Annotated in this window: 21 protein-coding genes and 1 pseudogene; 4 read left to right on the top strand and 18 right to left on the bottom strand. The window is 35.2% G+C overall.

Features of this window, described 5'->3' with window-relative positions; all coding sequences use genetic code 11:
- Positions 1-6: 6 nt before the first annotated feature.
- Together ACTQ54_RS02005 and ACTQ54_RS02000 are read right to left on the bottom strand one after the other, a co-directional pair.
- Positions 7-2,649: a DEAD/DEAH box helicase family protein gene (locus ACTQ54_RS02005; RefSeq protein WP_218930272.1), complete on the bottom strand. Its 2,643-nt coding sequence runs from the start codon at positions 2,647-2,649 to the stop codon at positions 7-9.
- Positions 2,642-4,594: a DNA methyltransferase gene (locus ACTQ54_RS02000; protein WP_441754211.1), complete on the bottom strand. Its 1,953-nt coding sequence runs from the start codon at positions 4,592-4,594 to the stop codon at positions 2,642-2,644. Before ACTQ54_RS02000 ends, ACTQ54_RS02005 begins: the two co-directional genes overlap by 8 nt.
- A gap of 518 nt (positions 4,595-5,112) precedes the next feature.
- Here ACTQ54_RS02000 and ACTQ54_RS01995 point away from each other — a divergent pair.
- Entirely contained in the window at positions 5,113-5,559 is a 447-nt protein-coding gene (locus ACTQ54_RS01995) for a hypothetical protein (protein ID WP_441754209.1), read from the top strand.
- A gap of 100 nt (positions 5,560-5,659) precedes the next feature.
- On the opposite strand, the pseudogene ACTQ54_RS01990 reads toward ACTQ54_RS01995, so the two are convergent.
- The 5 genes and pseudogenes from ACTQ54_RS01990 to ACTQ54_RS01970 form a co-directional block, all read right to left on the bottom strand.
- Positions 5,660-7,227: pseudogene (locus ACTQ54_RS01990) on the bottom strand (recombinase family protein).
- A gap of 1 nt (position 7,228) precedes the next feature.
- On the bottom strand, positions 7,229-7,456 hold the full coding sequence (locus ACTQ54_RS01985; protein WP_441754207.1) for a hypothetical protein: 228 nt from the start codon (positions 7,454-7,456) through the stop codon (positions 7,229-7,231).
- A gap of 188 nt (positions 7,457-7,644) precedes the next feature.
- Positions 7,645-8,142, bottom strand: a complete 498-nt coding sequence (locus tag ACTQ54_RS01980) for a hypothetical protein (protein ID WP_441754205.1) — start codon at positions 8,140-8,142, stop codon at positions 7,645-7,647.
- 30 nt (positions 8,143-8,172) lie between these two features.
- Positions 8,173-9,207 (bottom strand): recombinase family protein, encoded by a 1,035-nt coding sequence (locus ACTQ54_RS01975; protein WP_441754203.1) that lies wholly within the window; start codon positions 9,205-9,207, stop codon positions 8,173-8,175.
- 53 nt (positions 9,208-9,260) lie between these two features.
- Entirely contained in the window at positions 9,261-9,488 is a 228-nt protein-coding gene (locus ACTQ54_RS01970; protein ID WP_441754201.1) for an SHOCT domain-containing protein, read from the bottom strand.
- A 213-nt stretch (positions 9,489-9,701) separates the two neighbouring features.
- Here ACTQ54_RS01970 and ACTQ54_RS01965 point away from each other — a divergent pair, with 213 nt between their 5' ends.
- Positions 9,702-10,538 (top strand): aminoglycoside 6-adenylyltransferase, encoded by an 837-nt coding sequence (locus ACTQ54_RS01965; RefSeq protein WP_441754199.1) that lies wholly within the window; start codon positions 9,702-9,704, stop codon positions 10,536-10,538.
- A gap of 113 nt (positions 10,539-10,651) precedes the next feature.
- Here ACTQ54_RS01965 and ACTQ54_RS01960 read toward each other — a convergent pair whose 3' ends face one another.
- Positions 10,652-11,368 (bottom strand): N-acetylmuramoyl-L-alanine amidase, encoded by a 717-nt coding sequence (locus ACTQ54_RS01960; protein ID WP_441754197.1) that lies wholly within the window; start codon positions 11,366-11,368, stop codon positions 10,652-10,654.
- 199 nt (positions 11,369-11,567) lie between these two features.
- On the opposite strand from ACTQ54_RS01960, the gene istA reads away from it, so the two are divergent.
- Positions 11,568-13,106 (top strand): IS21 family transposase, encoded by a 1,539-nt coding sequence (gene istA, locus ACTQ54_RS01955; RefSeq protein ID WP_441754195.1) that lies wholly within the window; start codon positions 11,568-11,570, stop codon positions 13,104-13,106.
- Complete coding sequence (locus ACTQ54_RS01950) at positions 13,081-13,842, top strand: ATP-binding protein (protein ID WP_441754193.1); 762 nt, start codon at positions 13,081-13,083, stop codon at positions 13,840-13,842. Before istA ends, ACTQ54_RS01950 begins: the two co-directional genes overlap by 26 nt.
- A gap of 227 nt (positions 13,843-14,069) precedes the next feature.
- Here the strand turns inward: ACTQ54_RS01950 and ACTQ54_RS01945 are convergent, their stop codons facing one another.
- The 10 genes from ACTQ54_RS01945 to ACTQ54_RS01900 form a co-directional block, all read right to left on the bottom strand.
- Positions 14,070-14,690 (bottom strand): Fic/DOC family protein, encoded by a 621-nt coding sequence (locus tag ACTQ54_RS01945; protein WP_441754191.1) that lies wholly within the window; start codon positions 14,688-14,690, stop codon positions 14,070-14,072.
- On the bottom strand, positions 14,677-14,880 hold the full coding sequence (locus ACTQ54_RS01940; RefSeq protein WP_441754189.1) for a hypothetical protein: 204 nt from the start codon (positions 14,878-14,880) through the stop codon (positions 14,677-14,679). Before ACTQ54_RS01940 ends, ACTQ54_RS01945 begins: the two co-directional genes overlap by 14 nt.
- A 265-nt stretch (positions 14,881-15,145) precedes the next feature.
- Entirely contained in the window at positions 15,146-15,880 is a 735-nt protein-coding gene (locus tag ACTQ54_RS01935; RefSeq protein WP_441754187.1) for a DNA alkylation repair protein, read from the bottom strand.
- Positions 15,873-16,457 carry a TetR/AcrR family transcriptional regulator gene (locus ACTQ54_RS01930; RefSeq protein WP_441754185.1) on the bottom strand — a complete coding sequence of 195 codons (585 nt, stop codon included), beginning with the start codon at positions 16,455-16,457 and terminating at the stop codon, positions 15,873-15,875. Before ACTQ54_RS01930 ends, ACTQ54_RS01935 begins: the two co-directional genes overlap by 8 nt.
- Positions 16,450-16,854 (bottom strand): VOC family protein, encoded by a 405-nt coding sequence (locus ACTQ54_RS01925; RefSeq protein WP_441754183.1) that lies wholly within the window; start codon positions 16,852-16,854, stop codon positions 16,450-16,452. The genes ACTQ54_RS01930 and ACTQ54_RS01925 overlap by 8 nt, the downstream gene beginning before the upstream one ends.
- 179 nt (positions 16,855-17,033) lie before the next feature.
- Positions 17,034-17,171, bottom strand: a complete 138-nt coding sequence (locus tag ACTQ54_RS01920) for a hypothetical protein (protein ID WP_441754181.1) — start codon at positions 17,169-17,171, stop codon at positions 17,034-17,036.
- 8 nt (positions 17,172-17,179) lie between these two features.
- Entirely contained in the window at positions 17,180-18,592 is a 1,413-nt protein-coding gene (gene rlmD / locus ACTQ54_RS01915) for a 23S rRNA (uracil(1939)-C(5))-methyltransferase RlmD (RefSeq protein WP_441754179.1), read from the bottom strand.
- A 329-nt stretch (positions 18,593-18,921) separates the two neighbouring features.
- Positions 18,922-19,794, bottom strand: a complete 873-nt coding sequence (locus ACTQ54_RS01910) for a carbohydrate ABC transporter permease (protein ID WP_313794338.1) — start codon at positions 19,792-19,794, stop codon at positions 18,922-18,924.
- A complete protein-coding gene (locus ACTQ54_RS01905; protein WP_441754176.1) occupies positions 19,794-20,723 on the bottom strand; it encodes a carbohydrate ABC transporter permease in 930 nt (309 codons plus the stop codon). The genes ACTQ54_RS01910 and ACTQ54_RS01905 overlap by 1 nt, the downstream gene beginning before the upstream one ends.
- Before the next feature lie 77 nt (positions 20,724-20,800).
- Positions 20,801-22,084, bottom strand: coding sequence for an ABC transporter substrate-binding protein (locus ACTQ54_RS01900; protein WP_441754174.1), 1,284 nt, complete (start codon positions 22,082-22,084; stop codon positions 20,801-20,803).
- Positions 22,085-22,479 lie beyond the last annotated feature (395 nt).

The following is a 22,479-nucleotide window of genomic DNA, read 5'->3' as shown; positions in this document are numbered from 1 at the left end:
AAATTGTTATAGTTTTGATATCATTTCGTCAACAGCTGTTTTAAACTCAGCCAGACGATGCTCTTCATTGAATAAAGGTAATCCAAGTACACGATACTTATTATTAAATGTATACTTATCATCTAACTTAGCGACAGATTCAATCTGGATAGAAAAATTATCTTTCCACTGATCATATTCTAATAAGTGGCTTCCTTTCGGTTCAGCATATACTTGACTAACTTCATAGCCAGAATCTCGATTACGTTTGATGAAAAGTAGAAAATCTGGTTCAAAACGTTCTCCATTTTCGAAACTATAAATTGCTAAATCTGCGATTCGTTCATTTCGAATAACATAATACTCCAATCCTTTTTCATCTAATCTAGGTGCAATATAAGTTTTGAAATAAACTATGAACTTCTTTTCTTCACTCGTACCATAATTATCTTCATAGACGTACCAATCTTCTTGTCTTAAATCAAGCCTTAATCGTTCATCTGACACATCTCTTTGAGAAACACCTATACCATCATTATTTTCATCAAATAAACTTCCCTGACCGCTATCCGATAATAAAATACTCTTATCTTTAATAACATTGCTTATAGCATTTGCTTTAAAAAATTCACTACCTTGATACTCTGGCTTTATATTAACAACAGTCTTAGCAATATTTTTAAAAATATCAATTAGCCCATTATATAAATCTCGGGTTGTATATTCCTCTGTATAGTAAACTAGTTCAAGTGTATTATTACCTAAGTAATCATCTCCAGTTAAAAACTGACGTAAACTTTTTAAATGCGGATATTTCTTCCTAAGTGAAGAAAATCTCAATGCAGGGTAGCGCTCACAAGCACCAACTAGTACGTTGTATGGAATCTCTGCAAATCTTAATTGTACAAACTTCTGGTTTATTTTAGTATGAGGAAGTTCTTTGATGCCACCTTCTAGCATGGTCGTAACTAAACCTGAATGTGACCGAAGTACTGCTCGGTGTGTTTCGAATTGTTGACTAGCATCAAGGCCTAGTACTTCTTGTCGATCTTTCAATATTCGTTCATTTGAAAACACCAACCCAGTGTTGAATAAATCAGACTCTCTGAAACTATCTTTTAAAATATACGTAATCTTACGTTTTTTATCATCTACCATGCCTGTGAAAATCAAAGCTTCCCGCAATTCTGAAATGTAGCGTGAATCATTGTTACTATGAAAGTACATTGTTTCCAAGTATCGAAATGGATTATCTATATCTTGATCATACTTCCGTTTATATCGTTCTTGGCCCTCTGTCACCTGGAATGGAAAATACCTAGCACCACGACCAATTAACTGCGCTTCCGATAAGGTGTACTTTTTAGATTGACGTTTATCGAACGCTCTAACAATATCGAATAAGTTTAACACATCCCAACCTTCGATCAGCATTTTCACTGTGAAAATTAAACGTAAAGAATTGTCCTTATCCTCCAATGAGTTTAACAAAACATGATTTTTCGGAGTATTTTCTGTCGTACTGTTAATGTTTAATGAATATTCTTTAGTCATTGACTTACGTAGGCTATTAGCAAGTAAGTTCAATGATGATTCTTTCTTTTTAAAATAATCAAGTGCTTCATGAAGCTCTGGGACATTTTGAATGCTATATAACTTCTGGAGCTCTTCTGCAGTGATTTTGTGGATGTTATCATGGAATTCTTCATAGAAAGTTTCCGATTCCTTCTTCGTATTAGATTGAATCATTATAACTGGCTTCACATTTTGACCAGCATCTGCAAACAAATACCGTCTAAATTCACTCATAATACAGGCAATAAGTGTTCGCGTCCAGATATCGGTACTTGTTGCAAAGTTATGGAATTCTTTCGTGAATCCACTCTCACGGAAATGCTTCAATGAATAGTCGTAGACAATCTTATCAAGATATTTGTTACGAATTGATTCTTCATTTAAGTCCACCGTAGCAGTAAATTCCAACATAATATTATTAATATTTGCATGAAAAGCCCGCCCTCGAATAGTTTGTTCCCAATTATTATCTATTTCCGCAGCGTCTCTCTTTTCAGTGGGGGTCCTTAAAGTTTGACGATTTAAATGATGGCTCTCATCTGCTAAAAATACTACCGGCGTACCTTCAAAGTCATCAATTGACATTAAATTTTCTCTAGGCATTGTAATATTATTGTGTAGACCATTCGTGGTTGAAAAATGGATATTAATCGCGTTTTCTTCTGGATTTAAGGCTGTAAACTTATCGACCTCACGAATAATAATCTTTTCACCTGAAATTGACAGTTCATTGGCAAAAAGATATTTGTTCGATTTCATATTCAAAAAGTTTTCTTTTGTTTTTTGTATAATATTATTCTGATCTACAACAAAAACATAATTACGATAACCTTTAGTATATAGGTAAAGAATTAATGCTGCCATAATAACAGTCTTACCTGAGCCGGTTGCCATATGGAAAAGTGTATCAATTTGCTTGTTATCACTTAACCCCGTTTCATAGTAGGTCACAAAGTAACGTAAAGCTTCTATCTGATACGGCCTTAAAGCAATATGATCGGCCAATCCTGCCTCAACAATCTCTGGTAACTGTTTCAGACCGATTGCTTCTTGTACGGCTAGAATTTTTTGATGAAGATACTGTTTATTATTCATGACTTCCACTACCTTCGTAGAATGATTTGCTGAAAGCTTTATCTTCTTCACTTACTTCGTATTCATCATCATCAATAGAAGAGTAATTAACATACAGCTTATTTTTATCAATTAGTCCTATCAGTACTTCCTTCTTATCTTCTAAAGTTAATTCGCTGAAGACCTTATCTGCTTTTTTTAAGTCTGAAGTCAAAATATAAGGGACGATTTGCTCGCTGTGATAAATAGTTTCTTTGATCCCTTGTATGGTGTCCTCATTAGCGGATATTATCATATCTATTAAACGTTGGCTGTCTTCCAAAAGTTCACAGTAAACAAAAGTACCACCACCCTGCCAATTGACGTCGACTAAAGTGGAAATTCCAGATTTATCACCTGAAATAACATTTTTAAGGCGTTGAACTGTAAGATTATTAATATAATTCATTTGTTCAATTCCTATGTATCTTCTATTTAATTTGTGACAAACAGACGCTGTAGTCCCAGAGCCTACAAAGAAATCTAAGACTAAATCTCCTCTGTTTGTTGATAATTCAATTATACGCTTTAAAAGCTGTTCCGGTTTCTTTCCAGCGGGAAATGAAATTCCTCCTTCATTTTGAGTATTATTAAAATTAATATCTACCCAAATGTCAGTTACCAACTTTGCAATAACCTCTTCCCCGTCAACATATTTGATATTATTATTTAAAAAACCAAGTCTTCTACCATTTAAAGCAAACTGTGGTTCATTGTTATTATCAAAATAACTAATAATTTCCCCTTGCTTTGAGATTGATTCTTCTTTAATAACTTTCGGAATAGAGCTTTTGGTTGTGTAAATCTTTTTTCTATTCTCAAAAACAAAGTTTAAAAAGAATTCGTCATTTATAGAATTTTCATCAATTTTGTAATCCTCAGGGATAATACCTTCTTGAATCATGTAATCTCTTAATGATAGTGTTTCGTATCCGTTATCGCCCTTATGCAAGATGGAGTTAAAGTGTGTATCCCACTTATCTTGCGCCATATATTGAGGATTTAAAATTATATTTGTACTGTTTTTATAAACCAAGATAGAATCTTTGGTTTTAATTATTGTTTTATCTTTGTGTGCTGTTTTATTTCCTGATGCTGTTGAAGATTGAACAGCGATACTGTTTACAAAGTTTTCTTCTCCAAATATTTTATCCATTAATACTTTTAAATAGTGTTCCTCATTTTTGTCTATTTGCACAAAAATAATGCCTGAACTTTTTAGTAATTTTTTGGCTATTTTTAACCTGTTTTGCATAAATGTGAGCCAAGTAGCTCGATTAAATCGATCATTATATTGAAAACTATCATTCAGAGTATTAAATGGCGGATCAATATAGATAAGCTTAACTTTCTCCTTATACCGCTCTAATAGACTGTTTAGTGCTGCATAATTATTTCCTTTAATGATTAAGTTATCGTTATCATCTAAGATAATATCATCTTCAGTACCTTCGGAGGTGTACCGCTTTGCATTAGCCAATACTTTAGGGGCTTTTAAGTTCGTAATTTGATCATAACCTAATATTTCATGATACATTATTTCTTGTCGTTTCTGATCATCTTTATCTTGACCTCCCACGACAATTGCGTCCTTATAAGGGAAGTCTAACACAACGTCAGTGCTCGCACTCAAAAACCTGCCACCCGTTGTTAAACCAATTTCAGAAGTGTAAGCCGTATAGCTATCTTCTAAAAACTCTTTTGAATTGACTACCCATTTTAACTTTTCTTGATTCAACACCCATGTATCTTCTATTTGGCTAAAGAATACCTTACAAGTGATCTCGTTATCTCTAAAAGCTTTAACTAAGAATGAATCAAGGTTACTGACTGCCTCTATTACTTTTGTCTTAAGTATCTCACCGTTCTCCCCAATATAAGCAGGATTTGAACGTAAAATATGCTCTATGGTTTCATGTAAATTCATAAGTTACAACTCCACTATCTGTAAAAAATATTTAATATACATTATCTAATTTACAATACATTATAAGTATTATTTATTTACTATTTTTATTATCATTTGACATTTTACCATTAATGTCAACCTTTATCGAATTATTTTTATCGTCCTGTTCCCACACACGTGCCCATCCTTTATAGCTCCAAACGAAAAATCAGACACTGATTTATCCCTAATTTCGTAAAAAGAGGTTTTTAGACGCTTTCATAAAGCCTACACCCCCCCTCTGTTAAGCGATTCTATTCTATTTCTTTTCCATCAATACTACACACTCAACATGGGACGAGTTGATAGAATTGATGTATTTGCGATTTTTAATGAAATAGTCGTATGCGGGAACATATCGACTGTTTCATACGTTTGTGGAAACATGTCAATTATAGGAAAGATGAATTCCCATAATTCAATTAACATTGCAAAAGTATTAGTGATATTATATTATATTATTATGTTAGTAACTTTATAAATTAGGGGTGTACATTATGAATCAAGAGGTTATGCAAAAAAAGCAGAAATTCGATGAGTTTATAAAAAAAATAGAAATCAATCATATTTTTGAAAGTAGAGATAGTATTGAACATAATGTAAGTATATTTGAGACTCAACAATCCATAAAAGGAGGGCAAAATGCCTACTTTTTCATTCCATTTGATGATTCTATCTTTAATACGTGTGAAATTGCTTTTGCTAATTTAAATAATGTAAATAAAAAAGAACAAATTCTTGAATTATTAAATGAACTAAATGCAGAAAATAAATATATAAAGTACATATTAAACCCTCATAATAATGATATTATTTCTGAATTCTGTTTAATAGGAGATGCAAATTCTTTTGATGCAGAACTGTTTTGGGGTTTGATAATTCAGGCATTCAAAAATATTGAGGATAATATTTATAAAAAAATAATGAGAGTAATATGGTCATAATTTTTTACTTTTGATTGTTTAAATATCTTTAATGTTGATTTTAAATTCCGTATTGAATACGGAATCCTACAATAATTACATTTAGGATTCCGTATTCATATTATACTTCTATTTTAATTTCAATCCCTGACTTAAATTTAATTGTTAATTCTCTTTCATGAATAGTTATTTTCTCAATCAATCGCCTTACTAATAATTCGTCATACGTTTCAAGTTGCTGCGGTTGCTTTTTTAAAAATTTTGTCATTTCTACAATCCGCTGCCTAAGCCCTTCCCTTGCTGCATTTTTCATCATGACTTCTTGCTTCAGTTCCCGTAATCGGTATATTTCTTCTGCTACATCATCGTAATCTTCTTTCTGAATTTGCGAGTCTGAGCAGTTCCATTTGGAGCTCTTCTAACTTTTCATCAATATCAGCTGTTGGTTTATCCGCATTTTCATTCAAAACTGTTTCAATATTTTCTATTAATATACTCAAATAGTTATCCTTGTTGCCTAACACTTCATTGATGGCTTGTACTATTGCTTGGTGAAGTTCATCTTCTCTGATTGTTTCTGCATTGCAAAGATGTGTTTTTCTTTCTAGCCTACTAACGCATCGCCACACGATAGATCTGTATCCTAGGTTATTCCAATGTACCCTTCGGAAAACATCTTCACATTCTTTGCAAAAGACAATGCTCGACAAGGCATACTTGCTGCTATACACTCTTTTCTTTCCAGTTTTTCCGTTTCGAATGTTTGCCCTTCGCATCATTTCTTCTTGAACTTGTAGGTAAATCTCTCTTGGAATGATTGGTTCGTGATTATTTTCAACATAATATTGTGGAACATGACCGTTATTTACAACACGTTTTTTTGTTAAAAAATCTATGGTGTATGTTTTTTGGAGTAGTGCATCTCCTATATACTTTTCATTTTGGAGAATTTTTTTATCGATTCAGGTCGCCACTTAGAACGTTTAGCTGCGGTAAGTATTTCGTCCGCTTCAAGTCCTCGTGCAATTTGAACCAAACTGGCCCCCTCTAAATATTCCCGGTAAATCCGTTTAACAACTTTCGCTTGTTCTGGGTTGATGACTAGTTTGTTGTTCTCATCTTTGGTATATCCTAGAAAACGATTATGGTTCACTTGCACCTCACCTTGCTGGTATCGGTATTGTATTCCTAGTTTTACGTTTTGGCTAAGTGACTGACTTTCTTGTTGTGCAAGAGATGCCATGATGGTAAGCATTATTTCGCCTTTGGCATCCATTGTATTGATGTTTTCCTTTTCAAAAAAGAAGGTATTTCTTTATCTTTCAATTGCCTGATATACTTTAAACAGTCCAGCGTGTTTCTCGCAAATCGACTGATGGATTTAGTAATGATCATGTCGATTTTTCCATTCATGCTATCCTCAATCATCTTATTAAACTGCTCACGCTTTTTGGTATTTGTCCCAGATATTCCATCGTCCGCATAGATACCTGCAAGTTCCCATTCAGGATTGTTCTGAATGTAGGTAGTGTAGTGTTCCACTTGAACTTCATAACTAGTTGCTTGTTCTTCGCTATCTGTCGATACCCGACAATAAGCTGCTACTTTTAATTTTTCCTTTTTCTCTGCATCAACATTCCTCGTTCTTCTCCTAGCCGGGATAACTGAGGCACTTCTTGCTAATGACATTTTAAATCACCTCTTCTTTTATTAAGCTGTATACATATTCTGCTTGTTTAATAGGATTGTCGTATTTATCTTCCACTTTTTCGATTGTGAATGTAAAACTAGGTGTAAATGTTTCTTCCTCTTTCATTCTATTTAAACGCCCTAGTTTTTTCGCACGTTTAAACCTTTCTTCTTTCAGCCGTTCAAATTGTTCTTCTGAAATTAATCTAGGAAATATTTCATTCCCCATATACCTTTCATCTGTTAATATTCTAGTAATTCCGCCATGTGACCGATTACTACCAGATTCCCTTGCTGCATTAGCTAAAGATTTACCAGATAAGTATGACTGAATTAAAAGCTTTAATTGCTCAGCTTATCTGGCATGATTTTCAATTTTGCCGTCTACTATTTCATATCCAAAGGGTGTGTGTGCCATCAACGATCAATCCTTTCTCTAAGTGTAATGCCACATTTCAAATGAAATCCTATTTCATTAGGTGAATATACGATCATCTTTTTTACAATGTCTTGAAAAGATTCTTCATCAAATGCATCTATAAATATTCCTTGTTTAAAGTATTTAATGAGCCGCTTTACTTCACTTAGCTGATTTGAACTGTCATTAATTAAATAAAGTAACTGCTCTCTTTCTTTTTTTAGCTTCATATGTCGATGGGTCAATTCGATTTTCTGTTCATCAAAAATTGCCGGTTCTAAAAATCCTTTTGTCATTAATTGAATTAATGTATTCAGTTCGTCTTTTGTAACCTCCAGTTGTTCTTCTATTTCAGTAATCATTTGATAGTTTTCATCTTGGTTTGACGTTTCTAGTTGTTTCGATAGTGGGGTTAAAATATAACTATAGCCAAACTTTAATTTGTTCATCATTGTAATAAAAGCTTGATGAATACGTTCTTCCCTTATAAATAGCATCGAACACTCATCTTTGTTTTTGATGTGTGTTCAACAGCACCAGGCAATATATTTACTATGCGTGGAAGTGTGAACTCTTCTTTTAAAGGTATCGCCACATTCCGCACATTCAATCTTCCCTGAAAAAGGATAGCGGTTTAAATATTTTCTGCTTCCAGCAGTTACATTCTTTTGGCTTGCTTGATATTCTAGCATTCGATTAGCCGCTTCAAAATCAGCATGTGTGATAATCGCTTCATGATGATTTTCGATTAGGTATTGATCAAGTTCACCTTGATTAACCTTTCGATTAAAATGTTCATCAGTAAAAGTCTTTTGAAGCAAAACATCTCCTGTATATTTTTCATTCTTAACAATTCCACGTATCGTAGAACCTGTCCAATTACCATTTCGCTTTGTTGGAATTCTTTCTTCATTTAATTGTCTAGCAATTCGTTCTGTTCCCACTCCTTTAAGCACACTATTGAATATTCGCTTGACAACCTGTGCTTGCTCTTCATTTACAATAACCTGTTCATCGATATAATCGTAACCGAAAGGCGGATATGATAATTTGTAGGTTCCACGTTTGAACCGTTGTCTAATCGACCATTTACTGTTCTCTGATAAAGATACGGACTCATTCTCAGCAAGGCTACTTAAGATTGAAAGCATAAGTTCACTTTCCATCGAATTCGTATTGATATTTTCCTTTTCAAAATAAATATGCACACCTAAGTCCATTAATTTTCTAACTAACTCTAGGCAATCAATCGTGCTTCTCGCAAATCGACTAATTAATTTTGTTAAAATGAAATCAATCTTTCCTTTTTCGCAGTCGGATATTAAGCGAAGCAGTTCAGGTCGTCTGTCTTTTTTCGTTCCTGTGATACCCTCATCACTATAAATATCCACGAGCTGCCATTCATCATTCTTTTCGATTAAAGTTTTGTAGTGTCGTCTTTGGGCTTCTAAGCTAATTAGCTGTTCCTCATTTGATGTTGACACACGTATATAGGCAGCGACTTTTTGTTTCGACTTTGCTGCTGAAGATGTTGTCACATCAAATGTTGTTATCTTTCTCATCCACTCAACCTCCCTTCTCGCATGTGACATATTAGCGTTAGAACGCTGTTATATCAAGGTTTATCGCACATTAAAGGGCCTAATAATGGATTGAATTTTTGATGATTTAATTTACTTAATTGATTGAATTCTTCCTGAGAAATAAGTTTCTCTTCATATAGTTTCATAAGCATTTTTTCAGCAAGATGAAAATGGAGTTCATTTTGAACTTGTTCTTCGGTTGGTTTTGATGATTTATGATTTGGTGTTTGATGATTAGGTGAGAGTTGTGTCATTCGCATATAGGTTTCCTCCTAAATAGTCATCTACCTATATGCGAAAAAAAGTGGGAATTCGAACCCTTATTTCTGTAATATGTTGATTAATAGTAGACATGTAATTGAAGTTCTAGATATAATGAAAGTAGATTATTCAACAAACGGGCCAGATTGTGTAATAAAAACAATTTATTTTTACAGAACAAATATTATGTTAAGGGAGGGTATTTTAAATTTGTGGGATTTGTAAGTAGGCATAGAGCAAGAGATTTAAAATTACCAAATAAACGTAAAAAATTATTAGACGCAATTGAAATTGATTTATCAAGTGATGATAATGTCCTTGCATTTTTTTATGGTGGATCTGTTGGGAATAAGAACACAGATGTCTATTCAGATATTGATCTTAGAATAGTCATCAAACCTAACAAAATAAAAGAATACGTTTTAAATAAGAAAAATCATGCTAAAAACTGGGGCAATGTCCTTTATTATGAGAATTTAGACCCTTATTCAATTTATACTATTGCTCACTATGATTGTTTTGTTAAAGTAGATATCTTTTATTTTAGTCCAGATGATATTCAACCATCTACATGGTTGAAAAATATAAAAATAATAAAGGACAATGAAGGTTTAATGACTGATATATTAAAGCAGTCAATGGTTCTTAGTTATAAACCATCGGTAGATGAATTTGATAATTGGAGGACAAAATTCTTTGCATATTTGCATGAGGCATATAGAAGAGCAATGAGACAAGAGTATTATTATGCTTTGGATTGTATTGATAAATTACGCTTATCAATAGTAACTGCTTGGTACATGCATTTAGGAATACAACCCAATACGTTTGGTGATTGGGCTAAATACGAAGATGATCGAAGTGAATTGAGAGAATGGCAAAAGTCACTACTCAAAAGTTGGGAATGTGGAAGAAATACGGAAGAAATTATAAATGTTATGAAAAGTATCGTTCTTGAATTTAAGAATCTCCATAGTTCTCTTTGTGAATTATTGGAAATTGAAGAGGATTTAAAGTGGGTAAATAAAATTGTAAGTATGGTCTTATGAAAATCAATAATTATTAAGGCATCTTTTATTCCACTAACGGGCGCGATTGTGGAAGAACAAATAGTCAATTAAGTTACAACCGAAGAGTTTAACTACTCCTCGGTTGTTTTTATTTATTCATACTTCACAAACGCATCTTTAAAGCCAGCATTCTTTGCTTTTTCCAACTGCTTATCCGCATTCTTTTTAACACTATACGCACCAATCTGTACACGATATAGCTTCTTTCCACCAGTTGATGGTTTAGATGATGACGTACCTTTCGCTAATTCCTTCTTCACATCTGCCCGGAACGTATCCATTGACTTATCATGTTTTGAAAACCAATGACGGGGATCTCCATGGTTACTCGCAATTTTCTTCTGATATCCATCGTAATGTCCAATGATGCTTTTCTCCGTTAACTTGTATTGCTTACAAAGATAAGCAGCGAGTTCAACCGCCTCTTTATAAACTTTATTAAAGTAAGTTTTATCGGTTAAATTATCTTCACAGATTTCAAATCCAATATGCGTATTATTCGCATCACCACCCGCATGCCATCCGCGATGATTCCAAGGTAACGTTTGATAAGTGGCAATCGATCCATCTTTTAACTTTCCGATAAAAGCATGAACACACACCTGTCTGCCATCTGGTCGTGGTTGATTCCAGTGATTGTTGTATTGATTCTTTCCTAATAAATCATCATCTGGACCAACGTAACGCTTTAAATTCGGATTGTTTGCCCCTGTGCTATGGACCATAATTCCCTTTGGTGTAATTTTCCTTCCTGCTTTATAACAATTATTCTTCGTCAATAATACTTTTATAATTAAAGATTTCCACATAAAAAACATCTATTTCACCACGTGGATACGGCGCTCTGATAGAGCCACCTCGTCGCAGTGCATTGTACCACCTAAATCGCTATTTGTTGTACCACCCAAATCACTTTTCTAGGACCACTTTTGTGGTTCTTTTTGTTTTTCTAATGGTATAACTAAGATGTATGATGAAATCATACAAATATATGATGGAGGTGCATATATGCCCAATTATTTAGAAATTGTGCGGTTACACGAAGCTGGTTTTAGTTTACGACAGATAGCTAAAATTGTTGGTTCTGGTAGAAGTACAGTCACAAGAACGGTCAATATTGCTCAAGAAAAAGACTTAAGTTACGAGGGATTATCTCAATGGTCAGTGAAAGAAATTGAAGAGTTATTTAGGCACTCTCAGAAAAAACAAGCGATTACTCACTATGTGATGCCAAATTATGAGGTTTTATCGAAAGAATTAGTCAAACCAGGTGTCACGATGCAGTTATTGTGGGAAGAATATGCTCAAACTTGTCGAATAAATGGAAAGATTTACTATCAATTGACTCAGTTTAAAAAGTACTTCAATGATTATCTAAATAAGACGAGCTTTAGCCACATACTCAAACATAAGGCTGGCGAACAAATTCAAGTAGATTGGGCGGGGACTCGACCTCAATGGGTAGATCCAACAACCGGTGAAATCATTAAGGGGGAATTATTTGTCGGCACATTACCGTTTAGTAACTATACCTATGCGCAAGCTTGTGTCGATCAAAAATCAGCGAGTTGGATAGACGCTCATGTGAATATGTTTAAGTTTTTCAATGGTGTCTCTACGTTATTGATTCCAGATAATCTTCGTGTAGGTGTCACTAAGCATACAAAGAATGAGTTAATTCTCAACTCAACTTATGAAGATATGGCCACTTATTACCAAACGATTGTCGTGCCAACTCGAGTTCATAGGCCTAAAGACAAAGCAGCTGTCGAAGGTCATGTAAAGCATCTGACCACACACCTGATTGCACGTATGAGACATTATCAGTGTTTTAGTATTCAAGAATATAATCATTATCTTTTAATTGCGCTGGCTGAGTTCAATGCGAAACCCTTCCAGAAGAAAGAAGGTAGTCGATTCTCTCTCTTTGAAACATTTGAACGAGAAACCTTAAAACCTTTGCCTCACTATCCTTATGAAATGTGTACCTTCAAAGACGCTAAAGTTTATAACAATAGTCATGTCACACTGAATAAACATTACTATTCTGTTCCTTATCAATATATTGGCGAAAAAGTCACCCTTAAAATCTATGCAGAGCATTTAGAGGTGTATCATAAGCAACAACTTGTCTGCCAACACAGAACAACCGGTACGCGTCCAGGTGCGTATTCAACAGTCGAAGCGCACTTACCTGAAGAGAGTCAACATTATGGTCAGTGGAATAGCACGCGTTATTTAAAATGGGCGAGTCGAATTGGACCCAATACTCATACTGTGATTGCGCAATTATTCGCTCAAGGGCCTGAACAACAGTATTATCGAAGAGTTCACGCAATATTAAAAATGGCAGATACCTACTCCGACCAAAGATTAGATAAAGCCTGCCATTATGCATTAGAACGCTCAAGTCAACCAAATTTAGCCTTAATTAAGCAGTTAATTGAACATCCTATGACGCAAATAAATTCTAACACGTTACCACCAACAGAACAATCTTATCTGAGAGGAGCGGCTTATTATGACAAATTCAACCGAAAGAATTAAACACCTGACTGGCTATCTACGACAAATGAGGTTACCAGTTATGGCAGAACGTTTAGTAGACCTCTATGGTGATTCTACCGCCTCTCATGGCTCTACTTTAGATATTCTGGAAGATATCGTTAGCGAAGAGTACCAAGCACGACGACATAATACCATACAACGCAACTTAAAATTAGCTAAACTCACTCAACCACACGCTCATATTCAAGATATTGACTACTCCCCAGCTCGACGAATCAATCAAGAAACGATTCATCAACTGTCTACCTGTCAATTTATTACCAACAATCGACATGTGATTATACAAGGTGCTACTGGTACCGGAAAGTCTTATCTAACGAACGCTTTATGTCGCTACGTGATTGAGGAAGGCTACACTGCTCGGTATATCCGAATGTATGACCTACTTTCTGAGCTGTCGGCAGCTGATATAGAAGATAGATTACCTAGCTATCTTAAAAAAATCTCAAAACTAGATGTATTAGTCATTGATGATTTCTTACTCACGCCAACCACAGAACACGAGCAGAAATATCTGATGGAAGTGTTTGAATTACGAAGTAGGCATCGTTCACTAATTCTGTCATCACAAATGGAGACTGGTGAGTGGCATAAGAAATTAGGTGGTGGAGCGATTGCAGATGCGATTCTCGATCGCGCGATTTCAAACTCTTATCACATCTATATTTATGGTGAATCTTTACGAATGAAAAGTGGTACAATACCTGCCGACTAAGCTGGTACAAAAAATCGCGATTCACCTGGTCTAGGGAATCGCGATTTTGTGATTTTATATGGACGCTATAAGCACCACGTGAGCAAAATAGATGATTCTTCTTAATACCTTGTTATATCAACGTTTCTCCTCTTGACATTAACGCCACACACTCAACATGTGTCGAGGATAAAGTATGGATTGAAAGAGGTATGTCGAGTAGGGAGTTTGGATGGAATTGATCTCCATTACTCATTACACTCGACCATCAGTTTATCAAACAGTTCTTCCAATAAATCTAGCCTATCATCAACTAACCCATTCATATACAATTTATAATTATCCGCATCTGATAAATCAAAATCCATTCGATATCCTTTATCTAGCGCCAAACTTCTGATAGCTTCTCTCTGAGTCCGACCATTACCTTCTCTAAATGGATGTAAATGATTCAGATTGTCCAATATCTCTACTAAGGATTTAATTAGCTCTGACCGATTGTTCGAAATAGTCGTTATATGAGCAAGTAAAGAATTAATGTAATTTTCACCCTGTTCTAAACGTGATAAAGGCATAAACATGTGATGACCCTTGCCAATATCCACGGCCCGATAATCTCCGGCCCATTCATAAATTGATTCAAAAAGAAATCGGTGAATCAGTTTCACATCTTCCATCGTATGGATTTTAATGGGCTGAATATATAATTCAATAAGACGTTGATTTGTAATTTCACGTTCCACTAGTTCTAGTTCCTCTTCATTCCTAATCGAGAACTTATTACGTAGAACACCCGAATCACTATAGACATATATTAAACCCGGATCATCATATTGATAATCCGGGTAATCTCTATTATTTCGCTTCATATTTATCAAAAATCTCATCAGTTTGTTTTTTAACTAATTGAACATCCTCTCTTGTAGGAGTCCAACCCTCAATCATATTAGATGAAATAGCATAAAGGGCCGCACGATATTTTTTATTAGAACCAAAAATTACACCCATAATGGTATTTTTACTTTCATCAACAGAAATTAACTTTGGAGCCATTTCCATAATATCTTCTCCCCTTTCTTAATTACATTATATCATAGATTGATCCTTTATTCAGCCTAATGACATATTCTGTATTGTCAAGCCAATACTTTCATCAGCAAAAATAAACTATCACTTGCATTAAAACCCCTCAATTGCTTAAATTTCCGACCAAAATAATAGGAATCTTGCGCATACTTTTTAGTAAAAGTCTTCACTGTCAGATTTTTACTGGCTTGATTTTGCATGTCAGTAATGGTTTCAAATAGATGATCTTAAATTTTTCCTACTTTATACTTCTTGAACCATGTTTTAGAATCCAATCTGTCGCTTCAGATTTCTTTTCATTATCCCATTTTTTTACTATTTTTTCAAAGTGGATAGGACTCTCCTTATATAAATCATTGAGATTATTCGCTACTGATTTTTGAACAAATTTATCAGAATCATGTTTTAAGTTGCTTAGTATCTCTTCATATGCCTCAAAGTAATCAAGAGCAACTGTCAATTTTTTTGACCAAGGTAGACGGATGCGAATACATTCGGATGCAAGACGGCGAACGCGCATATTTCCATCTTGACTCCATTCCAATAAAGTTTGGAGACTTTCTTCAGGATAGGCCGCAAGTAAGGGACGCATACAATACTCAGAGGTGAATCGTTTAGTGAGCTCCTTACTAAAAGCAATCGAAGCAGCATAATCATCTAGACCATAAATCTCAACAAACTTACCAATAGGCCACAGCCAATAGCCTTTATTATAATTATCTTTATTATTTGGTAATTCAGGACCCAGTATGGAGTAAAAAACTTCAAGACACTCTGGATAACCTATAGCTAAAGACTCATGAATTGCATGAGCTATTAGATTTTGTCTAGCCATAAATTCAAAAACATCGATATCATCGAGCGTTAGCTGAAAAAAGGACTCACTATCAAAATCTGAACTGGCTTCATCTAGGAGTTTAGCAAATGCTTCAAGATAATTTTTATCATAATATGTTTTTAATTTTTTAGCCATTTGATCTAAATCCTTTCAGAAAAATATGAATCGCTTGCCTAAATTCTTCAGCTGAGTTCTCCGATTGATTAACAAGTTTCATTGCTAATTCATTGAGGCCACCGGAAATTAAGACTGTAGCATAGTCTACATTCATCTTTTGAAATTCACCAGCAGCTACCAGTTCCATGATAATTTCTTGAAGGAGAGTCTGAGAATTATTTTCGTCCATTTCTTTCCATTTTGACCAAGACATAACCATTATGCTATCAATTAAAAGTATCGGGTATATTTCGGGTCTAATGGCATATTCTACAAAAGCTATGCAACCCTCTTCTAATTGCCCCCACAAAGTTCCTTCTTCTGAAGCTTTGCCCTCTACATAGTCTCCTAATTCTTCATGAATCTCTTCTAAAACTGCCAAAAATAAGGTCTCTTTATTTGAAAAATGATGGTAAAATGCACCTCGTGTCATGCCCATCTCTTGGACAATCTCATTTAATGAGGTTTTGGCAAAACCTTTTTCAGAGAATTTTTTTCGAGCAATCTCCAATAACTTTTCAACAGTCTCTTTGGAAGCTTGTTCATTCTTATTCATAATTTCCACTATATTCAGACGTTGGTGGAATCACCTTAATAATATCAATGAGAATTTGGTTCGGTCCCTCAATAATAAAGTGTTTTTGACCAAAGTCTTCTTCTTTGAGATCCAAGACGAAGTTGATTTCTTCTTTATCTTTCAATTGACTATATAAATCATCAATCTCCTCTTTTTCAAAGTTTAAAATGAGATGTGAACTTTTTCCATTAAAGCCCTGAGGAATCGTTTCATGGCTCTCATCCAAGAAAGCTAATTCGTGGCCAGCTTCATCGACTAAAGAAATATACCAATCTGATTTAAAAGTAGCTTGAAATCCGAAATAGTTCATAAAAAATTTGGCGTCTTTTTCAATATGATCTGTCAATAATACAGGGTAAAAACTAGTAGTTTGCATATTCATCCCTCCTAAATAAATTATACCATACATACAGCATGTATGTATGGTATTTTGAATTAAAAAACAGCACATCGGCTGTTTTTATACTTAATAAAATTATTCTTTAACTAAAAGCACCACTATCTCAAGCGATTGGTAACTCGCTACTCTCCAACAGCTTTAGCATAATTACACACTCAAACAGCCGATTGCTCCCAAGCGCCGATTCGCGCTTGGGCAATCCGTGCATCAATCACTCGTAATTGATGAACTACGAAGCTTTCAACTCCACACCTTTGGAAGGCCTGCTCACTCCATTCGCGGACCAACCGCATCTCTAAGTTTAATCTTCGCTGTCGCTCGATTTCACTAAGAGACTGACGGTTTCAACATGCATCGTATGCGGAAATTGATCTACCGGCTGCACCACTTGCAGCTCATACCCAAAATCACGTAACCAAACTAAATCTTCTGCTAAACTCTTTGGATTACAAGACACATAGACAATTTTTTCTGTTCCAAAGCGACCAATACTACGCATGACTTTACCACCTGCACCACTTCTCGGCGGATCCAATAACAACAAATCAGGTTGTCCCCACTCTTCCTTCAACGTTTTTAAACCACTTCGTGCATCACTGACCATGAAATAAGTATTGTCCAAACCATTATCCACAGCATTTCTTCGTGCGGACTGAATAGAAGACTCAACGATTTCAATTCCTGCTAACTCCTTTGAACGAGCTGCCATTGGTAAACTGAATGTTCCTACACCACAAAACAAGTCCAATGTCCGCATTGATGCATCAACTTCTGCATAACCCAATGCCAAATCAACCAACTTTTCTGCTTGTACAGGATTCGCTTGGAAAAACGTATCATGCCAAATTCGATAATTAAAACCTTTTAACTGATCATAAATATAGTCTCGTCCAAACAAAACCGTCTCTTCTTCAGACTGCGTACTATCCGCCACATTACGATTTAAAACCCAGATTAAACTAGCTAAATTCTCAAATTGCCCACTCAATCGATTTGTTAAATCAGCTGCAACTTCTGGTAGGTCCTCCGCTCTTTCCGTTGCAAATATCACAACCATCAATTCTTCGGTCGCAAATGACTTCCGCATCATCAAATTACGCAACAGACCTTCCTTGCTATCTTTGTCATAACCTCTTAATGTATGGTCTTTTTGCCATTGACTGACTGCATCCTTCACCTTCACCATCTCCTCGGGCGCAAGCATAGAGTCCTCCATATCAATAATTTCCCGGAAATTCCCTTGGCGATGCATCCCCAAAGCCCCATCTGACCCAAAGGTCAACTCCATCTTATTGCGATATCGATACGGATTCTCCATCCCAATAATCGGCTGAACCTTTTCAACATCAAAACCTTTTTCAACTAAATATCCCTGCACCAACTCTTGCTTCAACTTCAATTGGTCCTCGTATTTCATAAATTGTAAAGGAGTGCCACCTGCTTCGTTAACAGTGATATTTACTTCAGAAATACGGCTTGGTCCAGGGGCTAATAATTCATCGAATTCAACGACGGCTGTCTTACGTCCTTTGGCATTATCAATAGTGACACGAACTTTATCACCTGGTACCACATTATTCATGATAATTTTCAAATGTTTTCCATTAGATCCCTTGTCTGGGGCATGGACATAACTTACAACCCCGCGCCCCTTTTCATCCAATCTGTCAATCGTTACATCTAGAACTTCTGTTGGATATATTTCTTTTTTCATATACTCACCTATTCAATAAATTCTTATTCATTAATATAACATATTCTTGCTTGATAATGCTGTTCTATTATTCTGATATCTTTCTACAAATTAATATCTATTCCTCTTCAACTAAAAAAACAAAGAAACTCCGAACTTTTAAATGATAGTGTAAAGAACGGACAGACACACATCGAACGCTTAGACCTTTTGCGCTTAGCGTTCGAGTAGTCGGCCGAGTCTTTTGCCTCTCATAGAGAGGCAAAAGACGGTTCCACTATTATTTAAAAGCTCGGAGTTTCAAATTTATGAATTTATTTTCGTTCAAGCAAAGGAGCAATTTCTAATTCCTACTTGATAGCCCCTTCGACCATTCCTTTCATGATTTGCTTTTGGGCAAATAGGAAGATGATAATCACAGGTGCAATAACCATCAAAGATGAGGTCAGAATCATATCCCATTGACGGGTATAGGATCCCGCAAAGTTAGCCACTGCAATGGGCAAAGTTTGAATATCATTCCCCACACCCAATAACAACAATGGTAGCAAGTAGTCATTCCAAATCCAAATCCCATTTAAGATAAGAATCGTAACCGTAATCGGCTTCAATAACGGCAAGACGACATAAACAAAGGTCTGGAACTTATTGGCACCATCAATTTCAGCAGCTTCTTCAATTTCTACAGGTACCCCTTTAATAAAACCATGGAACATAAAAACAGACATCCCCATACCAAAACCAGCATAAGCTAGAAAGACACCCCAATATGAACGGAGCAAATTAAAACCAAAGAGCGGCTTTGTAACATTTTCTTGAATAATCCTAAACCAAGAAATCAAAGGATACATGACCACTTGGAAAGGAATAACCATTGAAGCAACAAACATTAAAAAGATCGCATTTGATAACCGCGTTTTCCGACGAACTAGTCCCCAAGCGGCTAAAGACGAAATCAAAGTAATAATAAGCAACGAGACAACCGTAATAATCACCGAAGAAACAAAACTTTCCGCATAATTAATCGATGGGTTATTCCAAATCGAAACCACATTCTCAATAAATATCCCCCAATCTTGTGGTAGAGAAAGTGGATTTAATAAAATATCGCGTGAAGATTTCGCAGAGTTGATGATAATTAAAATAAAAGGACTGACAACGACGATAAAAAGTATGATAGCAACAATTTCTAAAACAACTAAACCTCGTTTGCGTGCTTTCATTACATTTCGACCTCCCGACGTTTAGTAATGGTTGTTTGGGTAAGACTAATAATCACTAGGATAACAAATAGTATGACTGCTCTTGCTTGTCCTCTTGCTAATTGATTTTCAACCGAGGCTGTATTATAAATATTCATCGTAATAAATTCCGTTCCTTTAATTGCCTGGCCTTCCCACATAATAGAAGGTCCCCCACCTGTTAAGGAAACGTTGACATCAAAGATTTTGAATGAGTTATTTATTGTGAGGAAAAGAGAAACAGTAAAGGCTGGCATGACCATCGGTATAGTGATATGACGCAATTTAGCGAACCAATTGGCGCCATCAAGTGACGCAGATTCATATAAGGAGTCAGGTACGGCTTGTAGACCAGCAAAATAAATCATCATGATATATCCGGCATATTGCCAAGAGTTTGTGATGACTAAGGCTGACATGGCTAAATTAGGTTTGCCAAGAAATAAGTTTCTCATCAACCACTCACTGCCAATCACTTCACCAAAAGCCGGGAAAACTTGATTATAAATAAATTGCCAAATATAACCTAAAACCAATCCACCAATTAAGTTAGGTATAAAAAATCCTGCCCGATAAATATTACGTCCCTTAATATTGCTGGAAACCAGCATGGCTAAGCCAAAAGATATAAAGTTAATCACAATCACATTGATAATGGCAAAAATAAAAGTAATCATTAATGAATATTGAAAGCGGGTATCCTTAAAACTCTGAATATAATTTTTAAAACCAACAAAATTTGTCTCAGCTTGTGTCACCCCACCCCAATCAGTAAAGGAATAATAGACTCCTAAAACAAACGGAATTGCAATAACTAATAGAAAAATAAATACCGCTGGTGCTACTAGAATGAAAAAATTACGCGATTCATTGCGTGTTCGATTAAACTTTTTAGGTTGATCTGTTGCCATAAAGCTCACCCTTTCTAATAAATAAAAAGCAGCAGAACTAGGTCTCCCCGTTCGCTGCTTTTCATAGACTGTGTCTACTAGTTACCTAACAACTCAGGAACTTTAGCAATTTCAGCTGTCATTAATTCAATAAATTGAGCTTTATCGATATTTCCTTGCGCGAATTGTCCGTAAATTGGACCTAAGTTATTCATACCAAAGCCATCTGGCATAAAGTACGTATTGTCAAATGAATAGACAGGTTTTTCAGCAGAAATCCATTCAGCTAAAAAGGCTGATAATGGTGCTGAAGGTGTTTCTTCTGTTGTTGAGAAAGCTGAAATCATATTGGCTTGGTTGACCATGAAATCTTGTCCTTCAGGCGTTGAAACCATATCTTCAAAGAATTTATTAATGGAATCTAAAGCAGCTGTGTCTTTGTTAACTACATAGTATGAAGGTGCTCCAATAAATAATCCTTCTGAATTTTCTTCATGAGATGTTTGATAAGGGATGAAGCCCATCGCAAAGTTTGCTTCTAATTGCGCTAAGTTAGGATCTTTCCAGTTACCTTGGTGTAAGAAAGCTGTTTGACCAGATGCAAAAGCGATATCCATATCATCTTGCGTTCCAACCGTTAACATTTGAGGGTCAGTATATTTAAATAATAATTCTACCCAATCTGCATAACCTGCCATACGATCGGCATCTGTTTCACCAGCAACTACTTGTTCCGTTACCGTACGGTCACCATTTGGTAATAAGTTTCCTAAGTATGCATTAAAGTCATGGTTACCCATAATCCAAGTTTCGCCTTCCATAGTTGCATTAGCAACAACTGAAATTAAACCTAATTCATCTTTACGAGCATCTAAATCAGCAAAAGCTGCTTCTAAAGCCTCAAATGAATTTAACGATTCAGGATCAATACCTGCTTCTGCTAATAAATCTGCATTATATGCCAAGCCATATCCTTCAACAGATACTGGGAAGCCATAAACTTCATCGTTTTGAATAAATTCAAATTCTGTTTGGTCTACCCAATCACCAGAAATAGGTTGTAACATATCTGCCCATAAATCATAGCCACTTTGCCCTTCAATAACAAATACATCTGGACCTTCTCCAGCTGTAAAGTCTGCCTTTAATTGATCGCCTAACGAACATGCCCCAGAACAAACTTTAACATTAATGTCTACTCCATTTGCTTCTCCCCAAGCAGCTGCATAATTTGTTAAAGCCTCTTGTGTTTCACTCTTATTGGAATAGAGTGTAAAAGCATTTGGGTCATCTGAAGCCGCCTGTGCTGTTGCTCCTCCAATTGTTGCGAATAAACTGGCGGTTAAAGCGACTTTAGCTAACTTTTTCATCCACTGTGACATACAATTCCTCCTCAATATTTTTTTTAAAACCATTTTCACTTATATTATAACTTAAATAGATCTTAATGCAACCGCTTTCGTTAAATATGTTAGCGGTAACATATAAATGTTTTAACATAAATAACAGCCAAGAATTTATAAGATTATAAACAATTAAAAACACCACTCATTCAAGTGATGTCTTCTAAGCTACCTATAAGATAGCCATACCCTTGCTAAATAGCAATTAATTATAAATGATGTGTTGGTTAATTTTATTAGGAAGTTTATACATTAAGACTGTAGCAACACCAATAATACCGGTGTTAATTGAAATAACATTGTAATAGTTAAGTGTGGAAACAACAATGAATGCAAATAGAATAATTCGATACTTTGATATTCTTCGCATGACT

Source organism: Fundicoccus sp. Sow4_H7 (genome assembly GCF_052115865.1).
Lineage (GTDB): Bacteria > Bacillota > Bacilli > Lactobacillales > Aerococcaceae > Fundicoccus_A.
The sequence above is the reverse complement of the archived record's forward strand: the minus strand, read 5'-3'. Positions and strand labels throughout refer to the sequence as shown.